Consider the following 23680-nt stretch of genomic DNA (forward strand, 5'->3'; position numbering starts at 1 on the left):
CTTTTTTTGTCTATAGAAGGTTCAACTAATCGCCATAGGTCTTTAGGGCGGAAACATCTACTTTTTAACCATCGGCTAACCGTGTCATGAGATAAAGGCGATGGGCTGACTTCTGATAACGCCAAACTAGAGTATCTTACACTGCTTACTTGCAAGAATATTTTATAGATATCTTTAATGCATGGATAACCGGACAAAATATGAACATCCTGATTTTTTCTTGTTTTTAAATTTATACTTCTTTTTTAGAGACTGCGAAACTCGTGTAAGAATTTCTTTTTCTGCTTGGCTCCAAAGGGGTTCAGAATTAATCAATAACCCATCCATGTCAAAAATAGCAGCTTTGATAGATAGCTCATGAGACATTAAAAGCTCTCCTATTATCCATGATTTGTTGCTTAATTCTATCAATTTAAAATAAAGAAATCTTTTAATATAGGTAGGTGAGGTCTTATTTTGGTTAGTGATAAAATAACATGTATATGTTTTTGATAACATTTTATCATTTAATATAAATGGTAATATAAAAAACATGAGGAGATTTAATGAATTATCAAACAGCATTTTATATCGCTATTACAAAGCGTGTTCTAGGATGGATAATTTTTTCTTTAGCGCTGGTGTCTACTGTAGTTTCATTAGTTTTGCTAGCAGAAAAGCAAGGTTTACAAGGGGATGGCTTAAATGCTGTAGCCAATGATTTTATTAAAATTATGGCTCTTATTATACGGCAAAACACAGTCTTTTTAAATTTTTTTTGGCATAATTCACCAATTCCCAGTACTCATATGGGACTTTCGACAGCTAATCTTGGTTTTATTTTACTATTTTTCTTAATGTTTGTTGGTCAAGCTTTGAGTGCTTCAGGTAACAGAATGAATCGTCAATTGAAATTTATTAAAGAAAGTATTGAAGATCATCTTATTTTTGAAAGAGCGAAAGGTACTGAAGTATTAAAAGAAGAGATAGAAGCCAAAATTACTATTCCTCGTCATACTATTTTCCAGCAGTTTTTTATTTTATATATATTACCGATTATATTAGGAGGAATACTTTACTTCATAATGAATATTTTAGGCTGGTAGTTTTCTTATATTACAATCAATTGAAAAATAATTTTATTGAAGAGTTGAATGAAGATCATCAGTAATAACTTATCAAGCAATAAAACTATTTTTTTGAATGTTATTATAGCAATTTAACAATAATAGTCTTGATATATCAATTAATGCTTATCAAAGCTGACAAGGAAAAGTCAACTCCTGCACGAGACAGCTTTGGCCAAATTCCGATTAATTATTTTTAAAATCAATTAATTGGAATATTTATTTTGCTATGATTGTTGAATATATTGCTTTTCAATTTGGCTTTAGTAAAGATTTTTATGATGACAAAATATTAATTTGAATAATGAAATGAATTATTACCTATTTACATTCTAGTTATTGCATTATTCATTTCAATTCTTGAGCTCATATTATGACAATTTATAGTTAATAAATATAATTTGTATGGAAAAATAAGGATTATCATCTGTAATAAACAAGATAATCCTAATTTTTTCTGGTTATTTTTAATATATTTCTTAGCTTAAGGATGAATTGAAATTTTATCGAAAGAAGAGCGCTTTTTTATTTTACTAATATAGCTGTAGATTAATGCAGCAATAAAATAAATTGCTTGAGTTATTACTATACAAGGCCCAGTTGCGGCATCAATATGAAAACTCAAAATAGTGCCTATTAAGGAGGATGTGGTTGAGGCGATAACTGCAATAATTAACATTCGATTGAAATTTTGACAGAGTGTAAAAGCTATAATTCCAGGGGAAATAAGCATAGCAATGACCAGAATTATTCCTACTGCTTGCAAAGATGCCACAATGGTAAGTGCCAATAAAGAGAGTAATCCATAATGTAAAAGTTTAACGGGTAAACCAATAACCTTTGCCTGATTAGGATCAAAACAATAAAGCATAAAATCTTTGCGCTTTAACAGGATAATCGCGATAGTAAAAGCTGAGATCCAAAGCGTTTGTTTAAATTCAGTTTTGGTAATGCCAAGGATATTACCAAAAAGAATATGGGTAAGATGTTGATCTGTATCGATACGGGCGAATAGTACTAATCCAAAGGCAAACATACCGGAAAAAATAATACCCATGACAGTATCTTCTTTTATACGGCTATTTTCTTTTAGATAACCGGTCGCGAATGCACAAAAAATTCCTGATATAAAAGCACCAATTGATAAAGGAATACCAATAACAAAGGCGATAACAATGCCGGGTAATACAGCATGAGAAATAGCATCACCCATTAAAGACCAACCTTTAAGTATCAAAAAGCAGGAAAGAATAGCGCACACTGTTCCGGTTACAAGGGCGGTAATAATAGCTTTTTGCATAAAAGGAAAAGTAAAAGGTGTTATTAATAATTGCATCAAATCATTCATTGTTGCTTACCTCTTGTTTTAACTGTTTGAGGTGTACAATTTCTTGTCGTGCTTTGCGGCGGGAAGCAAATAAACCATATTTAGGGGCAAAAAAGAAGGCATAAAGAAAAATCAATGTTTGCAAAGTAACGATAATTCCGCCTGTCGCACCATTAATAAAATAACTGATATAAGCGCCAAGAGCACTGGAAGTAAATCCGATCAGTATGGCAATAATAAGTAACCGTTTGAATTGATCCGTGAGTAAATAAGCTGTAGCGCCTGGGGTAATAACCATTGCTATCACAAGTATGGCTCCCACAGTTTGTAAGGCAGCAACCGTGCATGCGCTTAATAGGGTAAAAAAAATAATTTTTAATTTTAGCGGATTTAGTCCAATAGAACGGGCATGATTTTCATCAAAGAATACGGCAAGTAAATCTTTCCAGATAAACATAACTATAATAAAAGAAATGGTAATAATAATTTCAACTTGTAATACATCTTCATCTGCAATACCTAAAATATTGCCAAAGATAATGGTTTGTACATTAACGGAAGTGGGATTTAATGAAAGAATTAGCAATCCTATGGCAAAGAAGGTGGAGAAAATAAAACCAATTACTGCATCTTCTTTTAGTTTTGAAATATGGCGCACCAATGTCATGGAAAGTGCGGCAAGAATACCGGTAAAAAATGCCCCTATAGAATAGGGAAGGCCAAGGGCATAAGCACCTGCGACTCCGGGAACAACTGAATGGGAAAGGGCATCTCCCATTAACGACCACCCTTTTAACATTAGATAAGCTGACAGAAAAGCGCAGACTGCTCCAACGATTGCACTAACCCAGATTGCTTTAACCATGTAGTTATATTCAAAAGGTTGAAGTAATAGATCCAACATGATTTATTCCTCTGGTTGCTTTTTAATGACGGATGCTTGTTCATGGTTGCCATAAAAAACAGCTGCTCTTTCATCATCAGTAATAACAGTTAATGAACGAGGATCATCATCATCGTGAAGTTCTGCACCAGAGAGATTAATATGGCGTAGTACACCACCGAAGGCGAGTTGAAGATTTTTTTGGGTAAAGGTTGTTTCGATCGGCCCACTAGCCAGTATAGTTCGATTTACTAAAATAACTTGATCGCAAAATTCAGGAACGCTTCCCAAGTTATGTGTAGAAACCAAAATTAAATAGCCATTGCTACGTAAAGAGCGTAAAAGCTCAATAATCGCATTTTCTGTTTTTACATCGACGCCGGTAAAAGGTTCATCAAGCAGTAATACTTTTCCTTCTTGCGCAAGTGCTCGTGCAAGAAAAACTCTTTTCTTTTGGCCGCCAGAAAGCTCACCTATTTGTCGTTGTTCTAAACCGGTAAGATCAACCCGCGCTAATGCTTCAGCAACAATTTGTTTATCTTGCTGGCTTGGAATACGTAAAATACCCATTTTACCGTAGCGGCCCATCATAACTACATCGGAAACTAGAACTGGAAAGTTCCAGTCAACTTCTTCAGTTTGTGGTACGTAAGCAATAATATTTTGTTTAAGCGCTGTTTTGATCGCAGCATTGTTTAATGTTACACGTCCTTTTGTTGGTGTTACTAAACCCATTATTGTCTTAAACAGCGTTGATTTGCCACTACCATTAACGCCTACTAGCGCACAAATTGAACCACCAGTAATATTAAAACTGGCATCGTAAATAGCAGTATGCCCGTTATTGTATGTAACAGTAGCATTATCAACAACTAAGTTTGGTTTTTCGTAAAAAATTTTGTTACTCATTATTATTGACCAAAACCTTTTGCAATAGTATCAACGGTAGTTTTTAATAATTCGATATATGTTGGAACTGGGCCATCGGGGGTAGACAAAGAGTCAACATAGAGTACACCACCATATTGGGCCCCGGTTTCTCGGCTGACTTGTTTCGCTGGTTTATCAGAAACGGTACTTTCGCTAAACACAACTGGAATATTATGTTTTTTCACAGTATCAATAACTTTACGAACTTGTTGCGGTGAACCTTGCTCTTCTGCATTAATTGGCCACAAATAAGCTTCTTTAAAACCATAATCTCTAGCCAGATAACTAAAAGCACCTTCACTGGTCACTAGCCAACGTTTTTGTTGCGGGATTTGTGCCAGTCTTTCCCGTAGTGGTGCATCAATTTTGCTAATTTTATTAGCATATATTTTCGCATTTTGGTTATAAATATCTGCATTTTTAGAGTCATATTTTACTAGTGCTGCCCGAATATTTTCAATGTAAATCAATGCATTTTGGGCAGACATCCAGGCATGAGGATTAGGATTTCCTTGATATTCCCCTTTTCGAATAGGCATCGGTTTTATTCCTTTAGTAACAGTAACGGCAGGAATATGTTTGAAGTTTTCAAAAAAACGACTAAACCAGGTTTCAAGTCCTAATCCATTCCATAAAATTAAATCAGCATTATGTGCTTTTAATATGTCTTTGGGAGTTGGTTGATATTCATGAATTTCAGCCCCCGGTTTGGTAATTGATTGGACATTGGCAGCATTACCTGCCACATTTTGCGCAATATCCTGAATAATAGTAAAAGTTGTTACAACGGTAAATTTTTTTGCGTAAGCGATTGGATTAAAAAGAAGAACAACAGCAATTATTATTAAACCAGTAAAAGTGTGCTTAGATGAAAGGTTGGATCTTTTATACATAAGTGGTTTCCCGGTAAAAAGTAGTAAATTGCACTTTAATGAGAATGATTATCAACTATATATGAAAGATGTCAATACGATCAATTATTGTAATTGTAATGTAAGTAGCAGATATGAGAACCTCTTCACAACTCAACGTTAAACAGGGTAATTTTTTATTTTTATCTTATTAGGCTATGCTAAATAGATCATACCACTAGAGGATTGGTGTAAGGTGAAATTTAAAAGTTGTGGAGTCGTATTCATTATTTTATTAATCGGCTGTTCAAGCAAACAATCTAATAACCCCAAAACAGTCTATCAGAACGATTATCTACGCTATTTCATGGAAGATCAAACCAAAAGTGTACCGTCAAAAAGCCCTTACGATGGTGTAATTAAACAAGCGGCGCAACGCTATGCGATTGATGAAAATTTAATTAGAGCAATTATTAAAGTGGAATCTAATTTTCGGGTTAATGCTGTGAGTAAATCCAATGCAATAGGTCTAATGCAAGTTAAGGCTTCTACTGCTGGTCGTGATGCGTATCGGTTACAAGGTAAAGCGGGGCAACCTACCTCGAGTCAACTTAAAGATCCGGCGATCAATATTGACGTGGGAACTGCCTATATTCGTTTTATTCAAGAAAATCATTTAGTTGGAGTTCGTGATCCAAAAGTACTTTATTATGCAACTGTGGTTGCTTATGTTAATGGTGCCGGGGCATTATTACGAATTTTTGATAAAAATCGTCATGTTGCAATCGATAAAATTAATAAACTAACAGCAGAAGAGTTTTATCAACATATTCAAACAAAACACCCTAATGCGCAGGCACCACGCTATCTTTGGAAAATTAAAAACGCTTACAACTCAATAGCTATGATAGATTAATTATTGATTGATTTATAATAAGAAAATTGATAATGATTTTTATCGTGCTATATTTTTTACTAAAAATCATAGTGACCCAAACTGAATAAAATTTCAGCGATAGACTAAACTAGTTTTTTATTGCTATTTCATTGTATAATAAAAAATAAATTTAAATTAAGTTAATTAATCAAAATTTAACTAACTGAAAATTATTTTGTCATTAGTTTTTTAGCGTTTTATTCTTATTATCCCAGATTTAATCTATTAATTAGACCTGCATGATGGTAATATGCGCCGCTAAGTTAATGCAAGTACGTATTCCCTTTACTCTATTTGAGGTATTTTATCACTTACATCACTTACAAGGTGAAGTAAGAAATTGCTTTAACTCACTTTTAATAAAAATATATTTCTATACATGTGATCTTGCGTATGGGTCACCACTGTAAATTAAGGATTTTAAATGCCAGTTATTACTCTTCCTGACGGAAGTCAACGTCAATATGAGCATGCTGTTTCAGTAATGGATATTGCAAAGGATATTGGCTCAGGTCTTGCAAAAGCCTGTATAGCCGGTCGTGTTAATGGTGAACTTGTTGATGCGAGTGATATAATTAATAATGATGCTCAATTAGCCATTATTACTAGTAAAGATCTTGATGGTTTAGGGATTATTCGTCACTCATGCGCACATTTACTTGGCCATGCGATTAAACAATTATGGCCAACGACTAAAATGGCAATTGGTCCTATCGTTGAAAATGGTTTTTATTATGACGTTGATCTGGAACACGCTTTAACCCAGGAAGATTTAGAAAAACTTGAGCAGCGCATGCACGAACTTGCTGAAACGAACTATGATGTTATCAAAAAGCGGGTTAGTTGGCAGGAAGCTAGGGATACGTTTGTTGCTCGAGGTGAGGATTATAAAGTTAAAATTTTGGATGAAAATATTAATAAAAATGATCATCCTGGACTTTATTATCATGAAGAATATATTGATATGTGTCGTGGGCCGCATGTACCTAATATGCGTTTTTGTCATTACTTCAAATTACAAAAAGTGGCTGGTGCATATTGGCGCGGTAATAGCGATAATAAAATGCTACAAAGGATCTATGGAACAGCCTGGGCTGATAAAAAACAATTAGCTGCTTATTTATTACGTTTAGAAGAAGCGGCTAAGCGAGATCATCGTAAGATAGGTAAACAACTTGATCTTTATCATATGCAGGAAGAAGCTCCAGGTATGGCGTTTTGGCATAATGATGGTTGGGTAATATTTCGTGAATTGGAAACCTTTATCCGGACTAAATTGACTGAATATCAATACCAAGAAGTAAAAGGTCCATTAATGATGGATCGCATTCTTTGGGAAAAAACAGGTCACTGGGAAAACTATAAAGAAAACATGTTTACCACATCATCGGAAAACCGAGAATATTGTATAAAACCGATGAATTGCCCAGGGCATGTACAAATATTTAATCAAGGCTTGAAATCTTATCGTGATTTACCATTACGTATGGCAGAGTTTGGTAGCTGTCACCGTAATGAGCCATCTGGCGCTTTACATGGTTTGATGCGAGTGCGTGGTTTTACCCAAGATGATGCGCATATTTTTTGTACTGAAGATCAGATTTTAACTGAAGTAAAAAGTTGCATTAGAATGATTTATGATGTGTATGCAACCTTTGGCTTTGAAAAAATTGCCGTTAAATTGTCAACCCGGCCAGAAAAACGAATAGGCACAGATGCTCAATGGGATCGCGCAGAAGCCGATCTTGCCAAGGCACTGGGGGATATTGTATTTGATTATCAACCTGGTGAAGGTGCATTTTATGGGCCTAAAATTGAATTTACTCTGTATGATTGTTTGGATCGGGCTTGGCAATGTGGTACTGTACAGCTCGATTTCTCATTACCGGGTCGTTTAGGTGGTTCCTATGTGGATGAAAATAATGAACGTCAGGTACCAGTAATGATCCATCGTGCTGTTTTAGGATCACTTGAACGTTTTATTGGGATTTTAACTGAGCATTATGCCGGTTTCTTCCCAACCTGGTTGGCGCCATTACAAATTGTTATAATAAATATCACGGATGCACAGGCTGATTTTGTACAAAAAATAGTAGAAAAATTGAGTAATTTTGGTATTCGTGCAAAAGCGGACTTGAGAAACGAGAAAATAGGCTTTAAAATTCGTGAGCATACTTTGCGTCGTGTTCCTTATATGCTAGTTTGTGGTGATAAAGAAGTTGAATCGGATCAGGTATCTGTTCGAACCCGTAATGGTAAAGATTTAGGAACATTTGACGTCACAGAATTTGCAGAAAGAGTGCTTGATGAAATTCGCACTCGTCGTATTTATCAACTGGAGGAATAAGGTATTAAAGGCGGAAAAAGAATTCAAACGGCGCGCCCGAATCGTATTAATACGGAGATTCGTGCTTCTGAAGTTCGTTTAACTGGTTTAGATGGCGAGCAGATTGGTATTATCAGTCTAAAAGAAGCTCTTGAAAAAGCCGAGGAAGCTGGTGTTGATTTAGTCGAAATCAGTCCAAATGCCGAGCCGCCGGTTTGCCGTATCATGGATTACGGCAAGTTCCTCTATGAGAAGAGTAAATCGCTCAAAGAGCAAAAAAAGAAACAAAGAGTTATTCAGGTAAAGGAAATTAAATTCCGACCTGGTACAGATGAAGGTGATTATCAGGTCAAACTACGCAACCTGATTCGCTTTCTGGATGATGGTGATAAAGCCAAAATCACGTTACGGTTTCGTGGTCGTGAAATGGCGCACCAACAAATCGGTATTGATATGCTTAATCGTATCAAAAACGATTTGGATGAGATGTCAGTCGTCGAATCTTTTCCAAGCAAGATCGAAGGCCGTCAGATGATCATGGTGCTTGCACCGAAAAAGAAATAGTTAGGCAACCAAGTAATAGCGTTCTATCTAGATGGAAAACTATTCGCCTAGCTAGTTACAATTAACAATGCGAAGTGGATATTTAAAATGCCAAAGATTAAAACAGTACGTGGTGCGGCAAAGCGTTTTAAAAAAACTGCCAGTGGCGGTTTTAAACGCAAGCACGCTAACCTTCGTCATATTCTGACTAAAAAGTCAACTAAGCGTAAGCGTCATTTACGACCAAAAACTATGGTTTCTAAAGGTGACCTGGGTTTGGTAGTGGCTTGTTTGCCATACGCATAAGTTTGAATTTTTTAGTTTAAGATTATCGAATTTAATTCGAAGTGATAGGAGGTATATATGGCTCGCGTAAAACGTGGTGTAATAGCCGGCGCACGTCACAAAAAAATATTAAAGCAAGCGAAAGGTTACTATGGTGCTCGTTCGCGTGTTTATCGTGTTGCTTTCCAGGCGGTAATTAAAGCCGGTCAGTATGCTTATCGTGACCGTCGTCAGCGTAAGCGTCAGTTCCGCCAATTGTGGATCGCACGTATTAATGCTGCTGCTCGTCAGAATGGTTTGTCTTATAGTCGTTTTATTAATGGTTTGAAGAAGGCCTCAATTGAAATTGACCGTAAAATCTTATCTGATATTGCTGTTTTTGATAAAGTTGCATTTGCAGCATTAGTCGAGAAGGCAAAAAGCGCGTTAGCTTAAATCAGTTAAATTAAGGGGGACTTAGCTCCCTCTTTTTTATTATCGATGACCCGTTGTATTATAAGTAAGAGTTATTTTATGAATAGCCGCTTAAAGATGAAAATTGTTTTTTTTCGGTTCTTTTTTTATTTTAGCACCTAAAATTTGGGGCTTTCGCGCATTTAAGAAAAGAAACGAAAAACCGCGATAAGCCTCCAAATGGAGGCTTTTTTGTTAGTAATTGCTAAAAAATTTTATTTTCAACAATGATTAGGCCAAAGGGTCGTAAGAAGAGGGAACAATGCTACATCTCGTCGAGTTGGTTGCGCAGGCAAAAGCAGCCATAGAAAAAGCTCAGGATGTTGCTGCGTTGGATTCAGTGCGTGTTGAGTTTTTAGGTAAAAAAGGCCATTTAACACTACAGATGTCAACGTTGCGTGATCTACCTGCAGAAGAGCGCCCTGCAGCAGGAGCAGTTATTAATCAGGCGAAACAACAAGTTCAGAATTCATTGAATATACGTAAAGAGCAGTTAGAAAATACGATATTGAATGCTCGATTAGCGGCAGAGAAAATAGATATTTCATTGCCAGGACGCCAGATCGAACATGGTAGTCTTCATCCAGTAACCCGTACCATTGATCGTATTGAAGAATTTTTTGCTGAACTTGGTTTTTCTGTTGTTTCCGGCCCTGAAATAGAGGATGACTATCACAATTTTGATGCTTTAAATATTCCAGCTCATCATCCGGCTCGTGCTTCACATGATACTTTTTGGTTTGATACTACGCGTCTATTACGTACACAAACTTCTGGTGTGCAAATTCGTACCATGAAGGGTAAACAACCGCCAATTCGTATTATTGCTCCTGGTCGAGTGTATCGAAATGATTATGATCAAACCCATACGCCAATGTTCCATCAGACAGAAGGCTTGATTGTTGATAAAAATATTAATTGTACCAATTTAAAAGGTACATTGCATGACTTTTTAAATCATTTTTTTGAAAAAAAAACCTGCGTTCGTTTTCGGCCATCATATTTTCCATTCACTGAACCTTCAGCTGAAGTTGATGTGATGGATAAAAATGGTAAATGGTTAGAAGTGTTAGGTTGTGGCATGGTACATCCCAATGTATTACGCAATGTTGGCATTGATCCTGACTTATATTCTGGTTTTGCCTTTGGAATGGGAATGGAGCGTTTAACGATGTTACGCTATGGTGTGACGGATTTACGTGCTTTTTTTGAAAATGATCTTCGTTTTCTTAAACAATTTAGATAAGGCAGGATTATCACATGAAATTGAGTGAATTTTGGTTACGTGAATGGATAAATCCAGCAATAAGCAGTGAAGCCTTATCAGAGCAGATGACGATGGCGGGTTTGGAAATTGATGATGTTAAATCTGTCGCCGGTCAATTCCAGGGTGTGGTAGTCGGTGAGGTTGTTGAATGTGTTCAGCATCCTAATGCAGATAAGTTACAGTTAACAAAGGTCAATATTGGCACTGAACAGTTACTCAATATTGTCTGTGGAGCACCAAATTGTCGTCAAGGGTTAAAAGTCGCTGTGGCAACAATTGGCGCGGTTTTACCCGATAATTTTAAAATAAAAGCGACAAAACTCCGCGGTGAGCTTTCTGAAGGTATGCTTTGTTCTTATTCTGAACTTGGCATTTCGGATGATCATACTGGTATTATTGAGCTACCACAGGACGCGCCTATTGGTACCGATATTCGTAACTACTTGCAACTGGATGACTATATTTTTGATGTAAGTTTGACACCGAATCGAGCTGATTGTTTAAGTATTTTAGGTATCGCTCGCGATATTGCAGCTATCAATAACCTAGAGTTAAATACGATAGAAATTGAACCAGCTAAAGTCACTGATGCTAGTGTTTTTCCTATTCAGGTGGAAGCGCCTATGGCATGTCCACGCTTTTTAGGACGAGTAATAAAGGGCATCGATGTTACAGCGCAAACCCCTAGCTGGATGAGAGAAAAATTACGTCGAGGGGGGATCCGCAGTATTGATCCGGTGGTTGATATTACTAATTTTGTGTTATTAGAATTAGGTCAACCCTTGCATGCTTATGATCTTGATCGCTTAAATGGCATGATCATTGTTCGAATGGCAAAACAGGATGAAACATTAGTTTTGCTCGATGGCAGCAAGGTAACTTTGAAGCCAGATACTTTAGTCATCGCCGATGAGAAGAATGCCTTAGGGATTGCCGGTATTTTTGGTGGCAAGCACTCTAGCGTTAATGAAAAAACCACTAATATTCTGTTAGAGAGTGCTTTTTTCGATCCTCTGGCGATTGCTGGCCGGGCACGTAATTATGGTCTTCATACTGAGGCTTCACACCGTTTTGAACGGGGCGTTGATCCACAGCTGCAATATAAAGCTATGGAACGTGCGACTAGATTAATCGTTGAAATTTGTGGTGGCGAGGTTGGAAATATTATTGATGTTAGCCATCAAACAAACTTACCGAAAGTGGCAACAATAACCCTGACTCGGCAAAAACTGGATCGTTTGATTGGTCATTGTATTCCAGATATTAACGTTACCCAGATCCTTCAGCGTTTGGGATGCCAAGTAAATGGTGAGCAAGATAATTGGCAGGTGGTTGCTCCTTCTTGGCGTTTTGATATGCAAATTGAAGAAGATCTGATTGAAGAAGTAGCCCGTGTTTATGGTTATAATAATATACCTGATGTACCGTTACATGCAGATTTAGTTATGACCCCCCGTTGTGAATCAGCGCTGCCATTAAAACGAGTGAAAACATTATTAATTGATCGTGATTACAATGAAACGATTACCTACAGTTTTGTTGATCCTAAAATTCAGCAACTACTGCATCCAGATTCTGATGCAATGATTTTACCGGATCCTATTTCAGCAGATATGTCGGTAATGCGGCTTTCTTTATTGCCCGGCTTATTAACGACAGTAATTTACAATCAAAATCGTCAACAAAATCGCATTCGACTGTTTGAAACTGGATTACGATTTGTGCCGGATGTAACAGCAGAGCATGGTATTCGGCAAGAATTGATGTTAGCGGCTGTGATTACTGGCAATCGTTATGAAGAACACTGGTCACAAGAAAAACGCGCTGTTGATTTTTTTGATATCAAAGGTGATGTCGAAGCAATACTGGCATTAACCGGAAAATTAGACAATATTATTTATAAGGCTCATTCTAATCCTGCACTTCATCCTGGACAAAGCGCTGGGATTTATCTGAATAATGATTATATTGGATATATAGGCGTTATTCACCCTGAACTGGAAAATAAGCTAGATTTGAATGGTCGGACACTTGTTTTTGAATTGCTGTGGGATACTGTTGCAGAGCGTGTTATTCCTAAAGCAAATATGATTTCACGTTTCCCAGCCAACCGACGGGATATTGCTGTTGTAGTACCAGAAGAGGTTGCAACAGCGGACGTATTAGCTGAATGCAAGAAAATTGGCATAAATCATATAGTTGGCATAAACTTGTTTGACGTGTACTGTGGTAAAGGTGTAGCGGAAGGTTATAAGAGCCTTGCTATTAGCTTAATCTTGCAGGATACAAATCGTACTCTGGAAGAAGAAGAGATTGCCGCAACTGTTGATAAATGTGTTGCTGCGTTAAAACGGCGATTCCAAGCATCCTTGAGGGACTAAACCTATGGCGCTTACAAAAGCTGAAATGTCAGAAAGTCTGTTCGAAAAACTGGGTATAAGCAAACGTGATGCGAAAGACCTGGTTGAACTTTTCTTTGAAGAAGTTCGTCGTTCATTAGAAAATGGGGAGCAGGTGAAACTGTCAGGGTTTGGTAATTTTGATCTGCGTGATAAAAATCAACGACCAGGTCGAAATCCAAAGACTGGAGAAGATATTCCCATCACTGCTCGTCGAGTGGTGACTTTTCGACCAGGGCAAAAGTTGAAAGGCCGGGTTGAAAAGATAAAGCCTCATAAATAATGAATTATTATTCTAAAAAGCCGCTAAAGCGGCTTTTTTATTATTCAATTATATCAATATAATCCTAAACAAAAGTTCGTTATTTTACTCTATTAATCAAAAACACTTATTAACAAAATTGCACTAACATTGACTTTAAATTTACTTATTATTATTTATTCACTTTCTTATTGATAAGAATTATTAGGGGGTTTATTTTGTTTTTTTAATTTACTTAACTAATATGAAATTCTCTTTAGCCAAGTATATTTAACAAATTAATCCGTTCTGATTAGTTAGATTGGAAAGTTATTGTCATGTTGATGTGTAGTTAAGCTATTTTATGATATTATAGACAACTGACTCTAAAAAAAATATTAGATGAATTGCTAGTAGGTTAATCTCATGAATGATTTTCTTCCTTTTTCTCGCCCAGCAATAGGTGACGAAGAGATCCGGGCGGTAGAAAATGTATTACGTTCTGGTTGGATCACCACCGGGCCGCAAAATCATCAACTCGAAGAAGACTTTCGCCATAAATTTGGTTGTCGGCATGCAATTGCTTTTTGTTCGGCAACTGCGGGTATGCATATAACGCTTATCGCCTTAGGAATTGGTCCTGGAGAAGTTATTACCCCCTCATTAACATGGGTTTCAACCATTAATATGATCACCTTGTTAGGGGCACATCCAGTCATGATTGATGTAGATCGTGACACTTTAATGGTTCAGCCTGATGTCGTTGAGAAGGCGATTACCCCTAAGACAAAAGCGATTATTCCGGTACATTACGCCGGGGCGCCATGCGATCTTGACGCGTTACGTAAGATTGCACAAAGAAACAATATCGCATTGATCGAGGATGCGGCTCATGCCGTAGGTACTCAGTATCAAAGTGAATGGATTGGTCAACAGGGCACCGCCATTTTTTCATTTCATGCGATTAAAAATATCACTTGTGCCGAAGGCGGTTTAGTCGCTACCGATGATGATGCCTTGGCCATACGTCTGCGATGTTTAAAATTTCATGGTTTAGGTGTAGATGCCTTCGATCGACAAATACAAGGTCGTAAACCACAGGCTGAGGTCGTTGAACCTGGATTTAAATATAATCTCTCTGATATTCATGCGGCAATTGCTGTTGTTCAATTAACAAAGTTAACACAGATAAATAAACGTCGTGCAGAGCTTGTTGCTTATTATCGACAAGCGCTTGCCAATCTGCCGTTAAAAATGTTGGATGTACCCAATTATCCCCATTTACATGCCAATCATCTGTTTATGGTTCGAGTCGATAAAGCTGTCTGTGGTATTGACCGTGATAGTTTTATGGAACGCTTAAAAGAGAAGAATATTGGCACTGGTCTACATTTCCGAGCGGCTCATACGCAAAAATATTATAGAGAACATTATCCATCGCTTTCTCTACCTAATTCTGAATGGAACTCGAAGACCTTATGTTCATTGCCACTATTCCCTGACATGCGTGCTCAAGATGTTGATCACGTTGTTGCTGCTATTAATGAAATTTTTTCGGAGCCGAGATAGTGTCTTTTCAAAATGATTTTGAAGAAATAAAAAAAGTTTCTATCGTTATCCCTATTTATAACGAAGAGCAAAGCTTACCCCAGTTATTGGAAAGAACATTGGCTGCTTGTCAGAGATTGAAACAGCCATATGAATTAATTTTAGTTGATGATGGTAGTGCTGATAATTCAGCTAGATTGCTGATGGATGCTGCTGAAAATCCGGCAAATCACGTTATTGCAGTGATTTTAAATCGTAACTATGGTCAACATTCTGCCATTATGGCTGGTTTTAAACAGGCAACCGGTGATCTTGTGATCACCTTGGATGCTGATTTACAAAACCCGCCCGAAGAAATTCCACATCTGGTACAGGTAGCGGAAGAAGGCTATGACGTAGTCGGGACCAGACGGATGAATCGGCAAGATTCTTGGTTTCGTAAAAAAGCGTCAAAAATCATTAATGCTATGATCACCAAAGCAACTGGGCGCAGCATGGGCGATTATGGCTGCATGTTGCGTGCTTATCGGCGTAATATTATTAATGCGATGCTACAGTGTCATGAACGCAGTACATTTATTCCCATTTTAGCAAATACGTTTGCTAAAAGAACAATCGAAATTGATGTTGCCCATGCAGAACGTGAGTTTGGTGATTCAAAATATAGCTTGATGAAGCTAGTAAATTTAATGTTTGATTTACTCACTTGTTTAACTACTACTCCGTTACGTTTGTTGAGTGTAGTTGGTAGTTTTATTGCGGCAAGTGGATTTTTACTGGCGGTTCTGTTAATTATTTTGCGTCTTATTTTTGGTGCAATGTGGGCTGCAGAGGGTGTTTTTACGCTGTTTGCTATTCTATTCATATTTATTGGCGCGCAATTTATTGCCATGGGACTACTCGGTGAATATATTGGCAGAATGTACAATGATGTTCGTGCCCGACCCCGTTACTTTATTCAAAAGATAGTTGGTGTTCATCTAGATACTGACGAAAATCAGGAAAAAAAATAATGAAAGCTATTGTTTTTGCTTACCATGATATTGGTTGTGTGGGATTAAAGGCGCTACAGAAGGCGGGCTTTGAAATTCAAGCTGTTTTTACACATACAGATGATCCTCAAGAGAATCATTTCTTTTCCTCAGTTGCGCGCTTGGGGGCTGAGATGGGCTTATCTGTATTTGCGCCAGAAAATGTCAATCATTCACTTTGGATTGAGCGTATTGAGAAAATGCAACCGGATGTTATTTTCTCTTTTTACTATCGCCACATGCTTAGTCAAGAGTTATTGGCGTTAGCCCCTAAAGGTGCTTTTAACTTGCATGGTTCTTTATTGCCTAAATATCGTGGTCGTGTGCCAATTAATTGGGCTATTTTGCATGGCGAAACAGAAACGGGTGTCACATTACATAAGATGATAGCTAAGCCGGATGCGGGTGATATTGTTGCACAGAAAAAAATCTCTATTGATGCAACAGATACTGCATTAGTGTTACATGAGAAAATTCGTCAGGCGGCTGAACAGCTTTTGGCTGATACATTACCCTTAATTAAAATAGGTGATTATTCAGCAACACCCCAAGATGAAAGTAAGGCAACCTATTTTGGCCGTCGTAGCGCTGAAGATGGTTTAATTGATTGGTCTAAATCTGCGACCGAAGTGAATAACTTAGTACGAGCGGTAACCGAGCCATATCCAGGTGCATTTACTTATTTGGCTGAGAGTAAAATGATTGTCTGGCGTGCCCGTGTGCTAGAAAAATCACACGATAAATTACCGGGTACAGTAATTTCTACCGAACCATTGCAAATAGATTGTGGTCAAGGTGTGCTTGAAATTCTGACCGGGCAGAGTGGAGCTGGATTATACGTTGAAGGATCGCGTTTAGCGGCTGAAATGGGAATCGTCAATGGCGTGCGTGTTGGTGCTAAACCGACGACCCAGGTAAAACGGCGTAAGCGTATTTTGATCTTGGGTGTAAATGGTTTTATTGGTAATCACTTAACCGAACGTTTATTAGCAGATGGTCACTATGATATCTATGGTTTGGATATTAGTTCTTCTGCTGTTGCCCGTTTTATTAATGATCCCCGTTTTGGTGATGATCAGCGTTTTCATTTTGTTGAAGGCGATATTAGTATTCATACTGAGTGGATTGAATATCATATTAAAAAATGTGATATCATTTTACCACTGGTTGCTATTGCAACACCGATTGAATATACCCGCAATCCACTAAAAGTTTTTGAGTTAGATTTTGAAGAAAACTTAAAGATAGTGCGTTATTGTGTAAAATATAATAAACGTATTATTTTCCCATCAACTTCTGAAGTTTACGGGATGTGTGATGATAAAGAATTTGATGAAGATACTTCTCGTTTAATTGTCGGGCCAATTAACAAACAGCGTTGGATTTATTCTGTTTCTAAACAGCTATTAGATCGCGTTATTTGGGCATATGGTGTTAAAGAAGGGTTGAAATTCACTCTATTTAGACCATTTAATTGGATGGGCCCACGTCTCGATAGTTTACATTCTGCCCGTATTGGTAGTTCACGAGCGATTACCCAACTAATTTTAAATTTGGTCGAAGGTTCACCGATAAAATTAGTTGATGGCGGCGCTCAGAAGCGTTGTTTCACCGATATTAAAGATGGTATTGAAGCATTATTTCGTATTATTGAAAATAAAGATGAAAAATGCGATGGTCAAATTATTAATATTGGTAATCCAACCAATGAAGCAAGCATTGCTCAATTAGCTGATATGCTACTTGACAGTTTTGAAAGACATCCGTTACGTAAACACTTTCCTCCATTTGCTGGTCTTAAAAAGATTGAAAGTAGTAGTTATTATGGTAAAGGATATCAAGACGTTGAGCACCGTAGACCGAGTATTGAAAATGCGCGGCGCTTGCTCGATTGGGAGCCAACTGTTGATATGAAACAGACTATTAATGAAACTTTAGATTTCTTTTTGCAAGCTGCGACGGAAGAATTAGGTAAAAAATAATGAAGAAAATTGGCTTAAGAATTGATGTGGATACCTATCAAGGTACCAAAGAAGGTGTGCCACAGTTACTTAAAGTGCTCGCTAAATATCAAATTCGAGCCAGTTTTTTTTTCAGTGTAGGTCCAGATAACATGGGGCGTCATTTATGGCGCCTGTTTCGACCTAAATTTTTATGGAAAATGTTAAGATCGAATGCGACATCACTCTATGGTTGGGATATTTTATTAGCCGGTACAGCCTGGTCAGGTAAAAAAATAGCCAATGATCTAGGTTACTTAATGAAACAAACATTGGATGCAGGTCATGAAGTTGGGCTACATGCTTGGGATCATCAAGGCTGGCAAGCTAATGTAGGTAAATGGCCAAGAACCAAATTAGTCGAACAAATTAAATTAGGCGTGGATGCGCTTGAAGCCGCAACGGGCGCTACCGTGAAATGTTCAGCTGTAGCTGGTTGGCGAGCCGATGAACGCGTATTAACGGCGAAAGAAAATTTTAAATTTGACTATAATAGTGATTGCCGTGGTACCCATCCTTTTCGTCCTATTTTAGCGGATGGTTCGATTGGTACTGTACAAATTCCAGTAACACTACCGACTTATGATGAAGTTGTTGGCACTTTGGTTAAAGATGAAAACTTTAATGATTTTATTATTAACGCGATGCAGGAAGATGCAGGAACGCCTGTTTATACTATTCATACTGAAGTAGAAGGTATGTCTAAATCGATGCAATTTGACAGCTTACTAGCGAGAATGATTGCAGAACAAATGGTATTTTGTCCGTTGCGTGAATTAATACCTAATGATATTGATTCTTTACCGCATGGAAAAATTATTCGTTCGTCTTTTCCAGGTCGTGAGGGTTGGCTAGGGTGTCAACATGAGGTATAGCGCTTGATGTTAACTAAACAGTTACAAAAAACAGGTGCTTTTTTATTAGCACTTTTTTTTATTTTTACCTATTTAGTACCGTTAAATGGCCGACTGCTGTGGCAGCCAGATGAAACGCGTTACGCAGAAATTAGCCGAGAAATGTTGCAAAAAGGTGATTGGATTGTGCCTTACTTGCTTAATATTCGCTATTTTGAAAAGCCAGTGGCCGGATATTGGATAAATAATATCAGTCAAATGATATTTGGTGATACCAATTTTGCTGTTCGTTTTGGTGCTGTGTTTGCAACTATGATCAGCGCTGGCTTAATTTACTGGTTAGCGATGGTAATGTGGCGTAATCGAAACGTCGCGTTTGTTGCTACTTTAATGTATGTTTCGATGTTTTTGGTCTTTGCGGTTGGCACCTATAGCGTACTCGATCCGATGCTTACCATGTGGCTTACTGCTTGTATGCTATGTTGTTTTTGGTTATTAAAAGCATCAACAGCTGCTGCAAAGTTACTTGCCTGGGCAGTTATGGGGCTTACCTGTGGTATGGCATTTATGACCAAGGGTTTTTTAGCATTAGCTATCCCGGTTATTGTCATGCTGCCAATTATGCTGTATCAAAAACGTTTTACTGAGATGCTCAAATTTGGTGGCATAGCCATCATCAGTGCGGCATTAATAAGCCTTCCTTGGGCATTAGCTGTCAATAAATATGAACCGGATTATTGGCATTACTTTTTCTGGGTAGAACATATTCAGCGCTTCTCATCAGAGGATGCCCAACATAAAGCGCCTTTTTGGTTTTATATTCCCATTATTTTACTTGGTGTAATACCTTGGTTAGGGCTTTTACCTGGTACATTATTAAAAAGTTGGCAGGAACGAAAAATCAAACCGGAGATGTTTTTTCTGCTTTGTTGGTTTATTGTCCCTTTTGTATTTTTTAGTATCGCTAAGGGTAAATTACTTACTTATATGTTGCCGGTGATGGCACCGCTTGCATTAATGATGGCAAAATATGCGGTTGATTGTGTTAAAAATCGCAATTTGACAGCCATTAAATTTAACGGTTTTACCAATATCGCTTTTGCCATATTGGCAATTATTACTTTGATTATTATGGGGTTATTTGTTGAGCATCCGCTATATACCCCATTGGAGTGGCCAAAACTGGCATTAGGTATAACGGTTTTTTGCGTTTGGCTGATTATTGGCTATTTTAGTCTGATATCCAATGCCAGGTACTGGTTGTGGGGTGCGGCATGTTCTTTAGCCTTGAGCTTATCAATAAGTTTTGCATTACCGCAAGATACTATTGATTCTAAGTTACCGCAGCAATTAATTCGGCAAAATATATCTTTGTTGGAAGAAAGTAAGTTTGTGCTAGCGGATAATGTTGGATTAGGCGCAGCTTTGGCATGGGAATTACATCAAGGTGATATTTATTTATATGAAAGATCAGGTGAATTAAGATACGGCTTAAATTATCCCGATAGCCAATTTCGCTTAATCAAACAAGGAAATTTTGCTAAATGGCTTAGCTTGTCACGGAAAGAAGGACAAATTTCAGTGGTTCTTTTATTACGTAGAAATGAAGGGCTACCTGATGATATTCCTAAGCCTGATCATGTAGTTCGCAATACAAGAATGGCAATAATGACCTATTATCAGCAACCATGACACATTTTTTCTTATTGATAATTGTTAGCCTGTTAACTTGCATTGGACAGGTTTGCCAAAAGCAAGCGGTGGTATATTGGCAAAGTGATTTGCCGGCAAAAAATAGTTTAGCCATAAAATGGCTGCTCATAGCGATTATTTTGCTTGCGTTAGGCATGCTATTTTGGCTTAAATTACTACAAATTTTACCGCTTAGTATTGCTTATCCTATGTTAAGTATTAACTTTGTTATCGTTACACTGATTGGACAATTTATTTATCAAGAGAAGATCAGTATCAAACATTGGATCGGCGTATTTATTATCATGTTGGGTATAGTTTTATTAAATATATGAAAGGCTACTTTTGGGGTATCGGTAGTGTAATATTGATCACTTTAGCTCAGCTTTGTTTAAAAGCTGGAGTAACTATATTACCTGAGTTTAAATTAAATCATCAGTGGATGGATGTTAATTGGTTACTTGAAAATCTGCCGGCGTTTGGGCTGATTTTTATCGGTTTAATTGGCTATGTGCTTTCGATGGTTTGCTGGCTATTTGCCTTGAAATTTTTAGCATTAAGTAAAGCTTACCCACTGATTAGTTTAAGCTATGTGCTAGTTTACTTATTCGCAGTTACTTTGCCTTGGTTTAATGAATCGGCGACATTGATCAAATTTGTCGGTGTAGTATTTATTTTACTTGGTATTTGGATTATTTCTCGGCCTGAAGTAACGCGAAAATAAAGCTAAAAAACTGAGCAGAATACTTATTTTTATAGCCAGTGTATTGCTTAAAAATAGTGATTACCGATTAATAAAAACTTGTTTTTTTATTAAACACTGATTAAAGTCTATTTAATTATCCTATTAAGCGATAAAGGTGCTTTATGCTAATAAGAATTAAACACCTGCTTTTTTTATTTTACCTTACTTTAATTGGCTGTTCTTCTTCAGTAAACAGAACAGCTCCGCCGTTAAAAAGCCAACTTTCTGATCCTATTATGACCATCGCCCAACTTAAAGAACAACTATCACAATGGTATGGTACGCCATATCGTTATGGTGGTTTAGCATCAAGTGGAGTTGATTGTTCAGGCTTTGTTTATCGAACTTTTAGTGATCGTTTTGCCATTCAATTACCGCGTACGACAATAGCTCAAACCACTTATGGCACCCGTATTAATATTAAGGATCTTATGCCGGGCGATTTGGTTTTTTTTAAAACCGGCTCAGGTGAAAATGGTCTACATGTTGGTATTTATGATACGGATAATACTTTTATTCATGCCTCAACTAGCAAAGGTGTTATTCGCTCTTCGTTAAACAATATATACTGGCGCAAGGTTTTCTGGCAGGCACGCCGTATTTAAGTGTCATTTTTAGTTATAATAACTTTTTGGTTTTTGCTATAACAAAATGAATATAGGCTGGCAAAATTCTTATGGCTATAATACGTCTTCTTATTTCTGAATCATTTGATCCCTGGTTTAATTTAGCTGTTGAAGAGGCTATTTTTCGCCAAATGTCAGTCAAGCAGCGGATTATGTTTCTTTGGCGCAATAATAATACTGTCGTTATTGGTCGGGCACAAAATCCATGGAAAGAGTGTAATACACGTAAAATGGCCCAAGATGGAGTCAAACTAGCTCGCCGCCGCAGTGGTGGTGGTGCGGTTTTTCATGATTTGGGAAACACCTGTTTTACCTTTATGCCGGGTAAACCAGCCTATGATAAAACTATTTCAACACAAATTATTATTGCCGGACTAGCTGAGGTTGGGATAAAGGCTCAAGTTTCAGGTCGAAATGATCTAGTTGTCCATTCCGCCCATGGTGAGCGTAAAATTTCCGGATCAGCTTATTTTGAAACACACGATCGCGGTGCGTATTACCATGAAGAAGATCACTTATTAACATCGATGGAGATCGCTTTGTGTCATTATCACAGAACCATTTTTTAAATTAACTTCACTGATCTCCATCAGTCAATAGCGTTTGTATTTTTCGCATTGATTCTCCTTTTAGCTCTAATTTGATGCTGCCATGAACCAGCCGATCTAAGATTGCATCTGCATGGGTTGAATCACCTATCATTTTGTACCAATTTTCTATCGGTAATTGGCTTACCACAATAATTGAACCTTTTTGATACATTAGGTCAATAATTTCCAGTAGATCGCTTCGTTGCTCTGATGAAAGAGGCTCAAGCCCCCAATCATCTAGCAGAAGCAGATCCGTGTGATTTAGCTTTGTCACGAGTTTCGCAGTCTCTAAAAAAGAAGTATAAATTTAAAAACAAGAAAAAATCAGGATGTTCATATTTTGTCCGGTTATCCATGCATTAAAGATATCTATAAAATATTCTTGCAAGTAAGCAGTGTAAGATACTAAGCGTGTTGCTTAATAGTGAAATAAGGGTGTTTCGGTGATTGAAGTAAATTTTACGCTGTTCTGAGATGGAAATTCCAAAGACCTGCGCTAAGGAGTAAGAAGGTATCATCAATAAAGGGTCTACGATTCCGTAAAATTTGGGTCATGCAACCGAGGCGCTTGATACCCGCGATGGCGTGTTCAACTGTAATACGGATGCCCGAGATTATTTTATTTTCTTGTTTTTGTTCAGGCGATAAAGGTCTTTTTCGAGTTCCTTTTTTTGGGATTTGTGTATTAGGATGCTGTTTATCTATACCTTGAAAACCGGTATCTGCCCAGATGGTTACCTCAGGAGGAATATGGCGAATTATATCGACTTTATCGAGTAAGCGTTTATCGTGACGGCGCCCATTTTTGCTCATGGGGATAAATCCAATTTGCCTTGTTTCGTCAGTCATAATAAGCCCTTTTCGAGTGGTCTGTCTTTTCTTTCCCGAATACATTTTTTTTCGCCGACGCAGATTCTTAAAACTAGTTGCTGAATAGAGACTTGCATTTTTTGTCACGCTATTGAGAATAAAAAGAGGTTTAACTTAGAGAATAAAGGTTTGAAATGATCAACAAAGAGCGGCTGTTACGAGATAATCGTTTATGT

Annotated in this window: 24 protein-coding genes, 3 pseudogenes and 1 other annotated feature; of the genes and pseudogenes, 19 read left to right on the forward strand and 8 right to left on the reverse strand. The window is 37.4% G+C overall.

Annotated elements, in window-relative coordinates; translation table 11 throughout:
* Both CBG25_RS14485 and CBG25_RS14490 read right to left on the reverse strand, forming a co-directional pair.
* Window positions 1-197, reverse strand: a 197-nt coding sequence (locus CBG25_RS14485; RefSeq protein WP_290604058.1) for a hypothetical protein, incomplete at its 3' end; no start/stop codon positions are given.
* Window positions 198-258: 61 nt separating this feature from the next.
* Window positions 259-366 (reverse strand): annotated as a pseudogene (locus CBG25_RS14490) (hexitol phosphatase HxpB); the annotation flags it as partial.
* Window positions 367-545: 179 nt separating this feature from the next.
* Between CBG25_RS14490 and CBG25_RS14495 the strand changes: the two are divergent.
* On the forward strand, window positions 546-1085 hold the full coding sequence (locus tag CBG25_RS14495) for a YniB family protein (protein ID WP_290607496.1): 540 nt from the start codon (window positions 546-548) through the stop codon (window positions 1083-1085).
* A 505-nt stretch (window positions 1086-1590) separates the two neighbouring features.
* Here the strand turns inward: CBG25_RS14495 and CBG25_RS14500 are convergent.
* Genes CBG25_RS14500 through CBG25_RS14515 form a run of 4 tightly spaced genes read right to left on the reverse strand, consistent with a single transcriptional unit; the run spans window position 1591 to window position 5139 of the window.
* On the reverse strand, window positions 1591-2454 hold the full coding sequence (locus tag CBG25_RS14500) for a metal ABC transporter permease (RefSeq protein WP_290607498.1): 864 nt from the start codon (window positions 2452-2454) through the stop codon (window positions 1591-1593).
* Entirely contained in the window at window positions 2447-3337 is an 891-nt protein-coding gene (locus tag CBG25_RS14505; RefSeq protein ID WP_290607500.1) for a metal ABC transporter permease, read from the reverse strand. Before CBG25_RS14505 ends, CBG25_RS14500 begins: the two co-directional genes overlap by 8 nt.
* A 3-nt stretch (window positions 3338-3340) precedes the next feature.
* Entirely contained in the window at window positions 3341-4225 is an 885-nt protein-coding gene (locus CBG25_RS14510) for a manganese/iron ABC transporter ATP-binding protein (RefSeq protein ID WP_290607502.1), read from the reverse strand.
* A 2-nt stretch (window positions 4226-4227) separates the two neighbouring features.
* Complete coding sequence (locus tag CBG25_RS14515; protein ID WP_290607504.1) at window positions 4228-5139, reverse strand: metal ABC transporter substrate-binding protein; 912 nt, start codon at window positions 5137-5139, stop codon at window positions 4228-4230.
* 214 nt (window positions 5140-5353) lie between these two features.
* Here CBG25_RS14515 and CBG25_RS14520 point away from each other — a divergent pair, with 214 nt between their 5' ends.
* The 18 genes and pseudogenes from CBG25_RS14520 to lplA all read left to right on the forward strand — a co-directional run.
* On the forward strand, window positions 5354-6013 hold the full coding sequence (locus CBG25_RS14520; protein WP_290607506.1) for a transglycosylase SLT domain-containing protein: 660 nt from the start codon (window positions 5354-5356) through the stop codon (window positions 6011-6013).
* A gap of 445 nt (window positions 6014-6458) precedes the next feature.
* Complete coding sequence (thrS, locus tag CBG25_RS14525) at window positions 6459-8381, forward strand: threonine--tRNA ligase (protein ID WP_290607508.1); 1923 nt, start codon at window positions 6459-6461, stop codon at window positions 8379-8381.
* 3 nt (window positions 8382-8384) lie between these two features.
* Window positions 8385-8924 carry a translation initiation factor IF-3 gene (gene infC, locus CBG25_RS14530; RefSeq protein ID WP_072012869.1) on the forward strand — a complete coding sequence of 180 codons (540 nt, stop codon included), beginning with the start codon at window positions 8385-8387 and terminating at the stop codon, window positions 8922-8924.
* A gap of 87 nt (window positions 8925-9011) precedes the next feature.
* Window positions 9012-9209: a 50S ribosomal protein L35 gene (gene rpmI, locus CBG25_RS14535; RefSeq protein WP_026821653.1), complete on the forward strand. Its 198-nt coding sequence runs from the start codon at window positions 9012-9014 to the stop codon at window positions 9207-9209.
* Between the two features lie 57 nt (window positions 9210-9266).
* The gene (gene rplT, locus CBG25_RS14540) at window positions 9267-9623 is read left to right on the forward strand and encodes a 50S ribosomal protein L20 (RefSeq protein ID WP_290607510.1); all 357 of its coding nucleotides are present in this window, start codon (window positions 9267-9269) and stop codon (window positions 9621-9623) included.
* Window positions 9624-9715: 92 nt separating this feature from the next.
* Window positions 9716-9838, forward strand: a sequence feature (Phe leader region).
* Window positions 9720-9764, forward strand: coding sequence for a pheST operon leader peptide PheM (gene pheM / locus CBG25_RS21490; RefSeq protein ID WP_225507512.1), 45 nt, complete (start codon window positions 9720-9722; stop codon window positions 9762-9764). (Overlaps the previous feature by 45 nt.)
* Window positions 9839-9903: 65 nt before the next feature.
* On the forward strand, window positions 9904-10887 hold the full coding sequence (gene pheS, locus CBG25_RS14545; protein WP_290607512.1) for a phenylalanine--tRNA ligase subunit alpha: 984 nt from the start codon (window positions 9904-9906) through the stop codon (window positions 10885-10887).
* A 14-nt stretch (window positions 10888-10901) separates the two neighbouring features.
* The gene (pheT, locus tag CBG25_RS14550) at window positions 10902-13289 is read left to right on the forward strand and encodes a phenylalanine--tRNA ligase subunit beta (RefSeq protein WP_290607514.1); all 2388 of its coding nucleotides are present in this window, start codon (window positions 10902-10904) and stop codon (window positions 13287-13289) included.
* 4 nt (window positions 13290-13293) lie between these two features.
* The gene (ihfA, locus tag CBG25_RS14555) at window positions 13294-13590 is read left to right on the forward strand and encodes an integration host factor subunit alpha (RefSeq protein WP_032115967.1); all 297 of its coding nucleotides are present in this window, start codon (window positions 13294-13296) and stop codon (window positions 13588-13590) included.
* A 384-nt stretch (window positions 13591-13974) separates the two neighbouring features.
* Window positions 13975-15117 (forward strand): UDP-4-amino-4-deoxy-L-arabinose aminotransferase, encoded by a 1143-nt coding sequence (gene arnB / locus CBG25_RS14560; RefSeq protein ID WP_290607517.1) that lies wholly within the window; start codon window positions 13975-13977, stop codon window positions 15115-15117.
* A complete protein-coding gene (gene arnC / locus CBG25_RS14565) occupies window positions 15117-16109 on the forward strand; it encodes an undecaprenyl-phosphate 4-deoxy-4-formamido-L-arabinose transferase (protein WP_290607519.1) in 993 nt (330 codons plus the stop codon). Before arnB ends, arnC begins: the two co-directional genes overlap by 1 nt.
* A complete protein-coding gene (gene arnA / locus CBG25_RS14570; protein WP_290607521.1) occupies window positions 16109-18109 on the forward strand; it encodes a bifunctional UDP-4-amino-4-deoxy-L-arabinose formyltransferase/UDP-glucuronic acid oxidase ArnA in 2001 nt (666 codons plus the stop codon). Before arnC ends, arnA begins: the two co-directional genes overlap by 1 nt.
* Window positions 18109-19002: a 4-deoxy-4-formamido-L-arabinose-phosphoundecaprenol deformylase gene (gene arnD, locus CBG25_RS14575; RefSeq protein WP_290607523.1), complete on the forward strand. Its 894-nt coding sequence runs from the start codon at window positions 18109-18111 to the stop codon at window positions 19000-19002. The genes arnA and arnD overlap by 1 nt, the downstream gene beginning before the upstream one ends.
* Before the next feature lie 6 nt (window positions 19003-19008).
* The gene (gene arnT, locus CBG25_RS14580; RefSeq protein ID WP_290607525.1) at window positions 19009-20673 is read left to right on the forward strand and encodes a lipid IV(A) 4-amino-4-deoxy-L-arabinosyltransferase; all 1665 of its coding nucleotides are present in this window, start codon (window positions 19009-19011) and stop codon (window positions 20671-20673) included.
* Entirely contained in the window at window positions 20670-21008 is a 339-nt protein-coding gene (arnE, locus tag CBG25_RS14585) for a 4-amino-4-deoxy-L-arabinose-phosphoundecaprenol flippase subunit ArnE (protein ID WP_290607527.1), read from the forward strand. Before arnT ends, arnE begins: the two co-directional genes overlap by 4 nt.
* A complete protein-coding gene (gene arnF, locus CBG25_RS14590; RefSeq protein ID WP_290607529.1) occupies window positions 21005-21397 on the forward strand; it encodes a 4-amino-4-deoxy-L-arabinose-phosphoundecaprenol flippase subunit ArnF in 393 nt (130 codons plus the stop codon). Before arnE ends, arnF begins: the two co-directional genes overlap by 4 nt.
* A 143-nt stretch (window positions 21398-21540) precedes the next feature.
* Window positions 21541-22023 (forward strand): NlpC/P60 family protein, encoded by a 483-nt coding sequence (locus CBG25_RS14595; protein ID WP_032115959.1) that lies wholly within the window; start codon window positions 21541-21543, stop codon window positions 22021-22023.
* Window positions 22024-22094: 71 nt separating this feature from the next.
* Window positions 22095-22535, forward strand: a pseudogene (gene lplA / locus CBG25_RS14600) (lipoate--protein ligase LplA); the annotation flags it as partial.
* 85 nt (window positions 22536-22620) lie between these two features.
* Here lplA and CBG25_RS14605 read toward each other — a convergent pair.
* Both CBG25_RS14605 and CBG25_RS14610 read right to left on the reverse strand, forming a co-directional pair.
* Window positions 22621-22917, reverse strand: a pseudogene (locus tag CBG25_RS14605) (ATP-binding protein); the annotation flags it as partial.
* Between the two features lie 176 nt (window positions 22918-23093).
* Entirely contained in the window at window positions 23094-23591 is a 498-nt protein-coding gene (locus CBG25_RS14610) for a transposase family protein (protein WP_290607533.1), read from the reverse strand.
* Window positions 23592-23680 lie beyond the last annotated feature (89 nt).

It is taken from the genome of Arsenophonus sp. ENCA (assembly GCF_002287155.1).
Classification (GTDB): Bacteria; Pseudomonadota; Gammaproteobacteria; order Enterobacterales; family Enterobacteriaceae; genus Arsenophonus; species Arsenophonus nilaparvatae.

Coding starts and splice junctions, on each gene's coding strand:
- arnA (WP_290607521.1), top strand. CDS start 16,109: ATGAAAGCTATTGTTTTTGCTTACCATGATATTGGTTGTGTGGGATTA.
- CBG25_RS14510 (WP_290607502.1), bottom strand. CDS start 4,225: ATGAGTAACAAAATTTTTTACGAAAAACCAAACTTAGTTGTTGATAAT.
- pheT (WP_290607514.1), top strand. CDS start 10,902: ATGAAATTGAGTGAATTTTGGTTACGTGAATGGATAAATCCAGCAATA.
- CBG25_RS14595 (WP_032115959.1), top strand. CDS start 21,541: ATGCTAATAAGAATTAAACACCTGCTTTTTTTATTTTACCTTACTTTA.
- CBG25_RS14495 (WP_290607496.1), top strand. CDS start 546: ATGAATTATCAAACAGCATTTTATATCGCTATTACAAAGCGTGTTCTA.
- rpmI (WP_026821653.1), top strand. CDS start 9,012: ATGCCAAAGATTAAAACAGTACGTGGTGCGGCAAAGCGTTTTAAAAAA.
- CBG25_RS14505 (WP_290607500.1), bottom strand. CDS start 3,337: ATGTTGGATCTATTACTTCAACCTTTTGAATATAACTACATGGTTAAA.
- ihfA (WP_032115967.1), top strand. CDS start 13,294: ATGGCGCTTACAAAAGCTGAAATGTCAGAAAGTCTGTTCGAAAAACTG.
- arnE (WP_290607527.1), top strand. CDS start 20,670: ATGACACATTTTTTCTTATTGATAATTGTTAGCCTGTTAACTTGCATT.
- arnT (WP_290607525.1), top strand. CDS start 19,009: ATGTTAACTAAACAGTTACAAAAAACAGGTGCTTTTTTATTAGCACTT.
- arnF (WP_290607529.1), top strand. CDS start 21,005: ATGAAAGGCTACTTTTGGGGTATCGGTAGTGTAATATTGATCACTTTA.
- CBG25_RS14515 (WP_290607504.1), bottom strand. CDS start 5,139: ATGTATAAAAGATCCAACCTTTCATCTAAGCACACTTTTACTGGTTTA.
- CBG25_RS14500 (WP_290607498.1), bottom strand. CDS start 2,454: ATGAATGATTTGATGCAATTATTAATAACACCTTTTACTTTTCCTTTT.
- rplT (WP_290607510.1), top strand. CDS start 9,267: ATGGCTCGCGTAAAACGTGGTGTAATAGCCGGCGCACGTCACAAAAAA.
- pheS (WP_290607512.1), top strand. CDS start 9,904: ATGCTACATCTCGTCGAGTTGGTTGCGCAGGCAAAAGCAGCCATAGAA.
- arnD (WP_290607523.1), top strand. CDS start 18,109: ATGAAGAAAATTGGCTTAAGAATTGATGTGGATACCTATCAAGGTACC.
- arnB (WP_290607517.1), top strand. CDS start 13,975: ATGAATGATTTTCTTCCTTTTTCTCGCCCAGCAATAGGTGACGAAGAG.
- thrS (WP_290607508.1), top strand. CDS start 6,459: ATGCCAGTTATTACTCTTCCTGACGGAAGTCAACGTCAATATGAGCAT.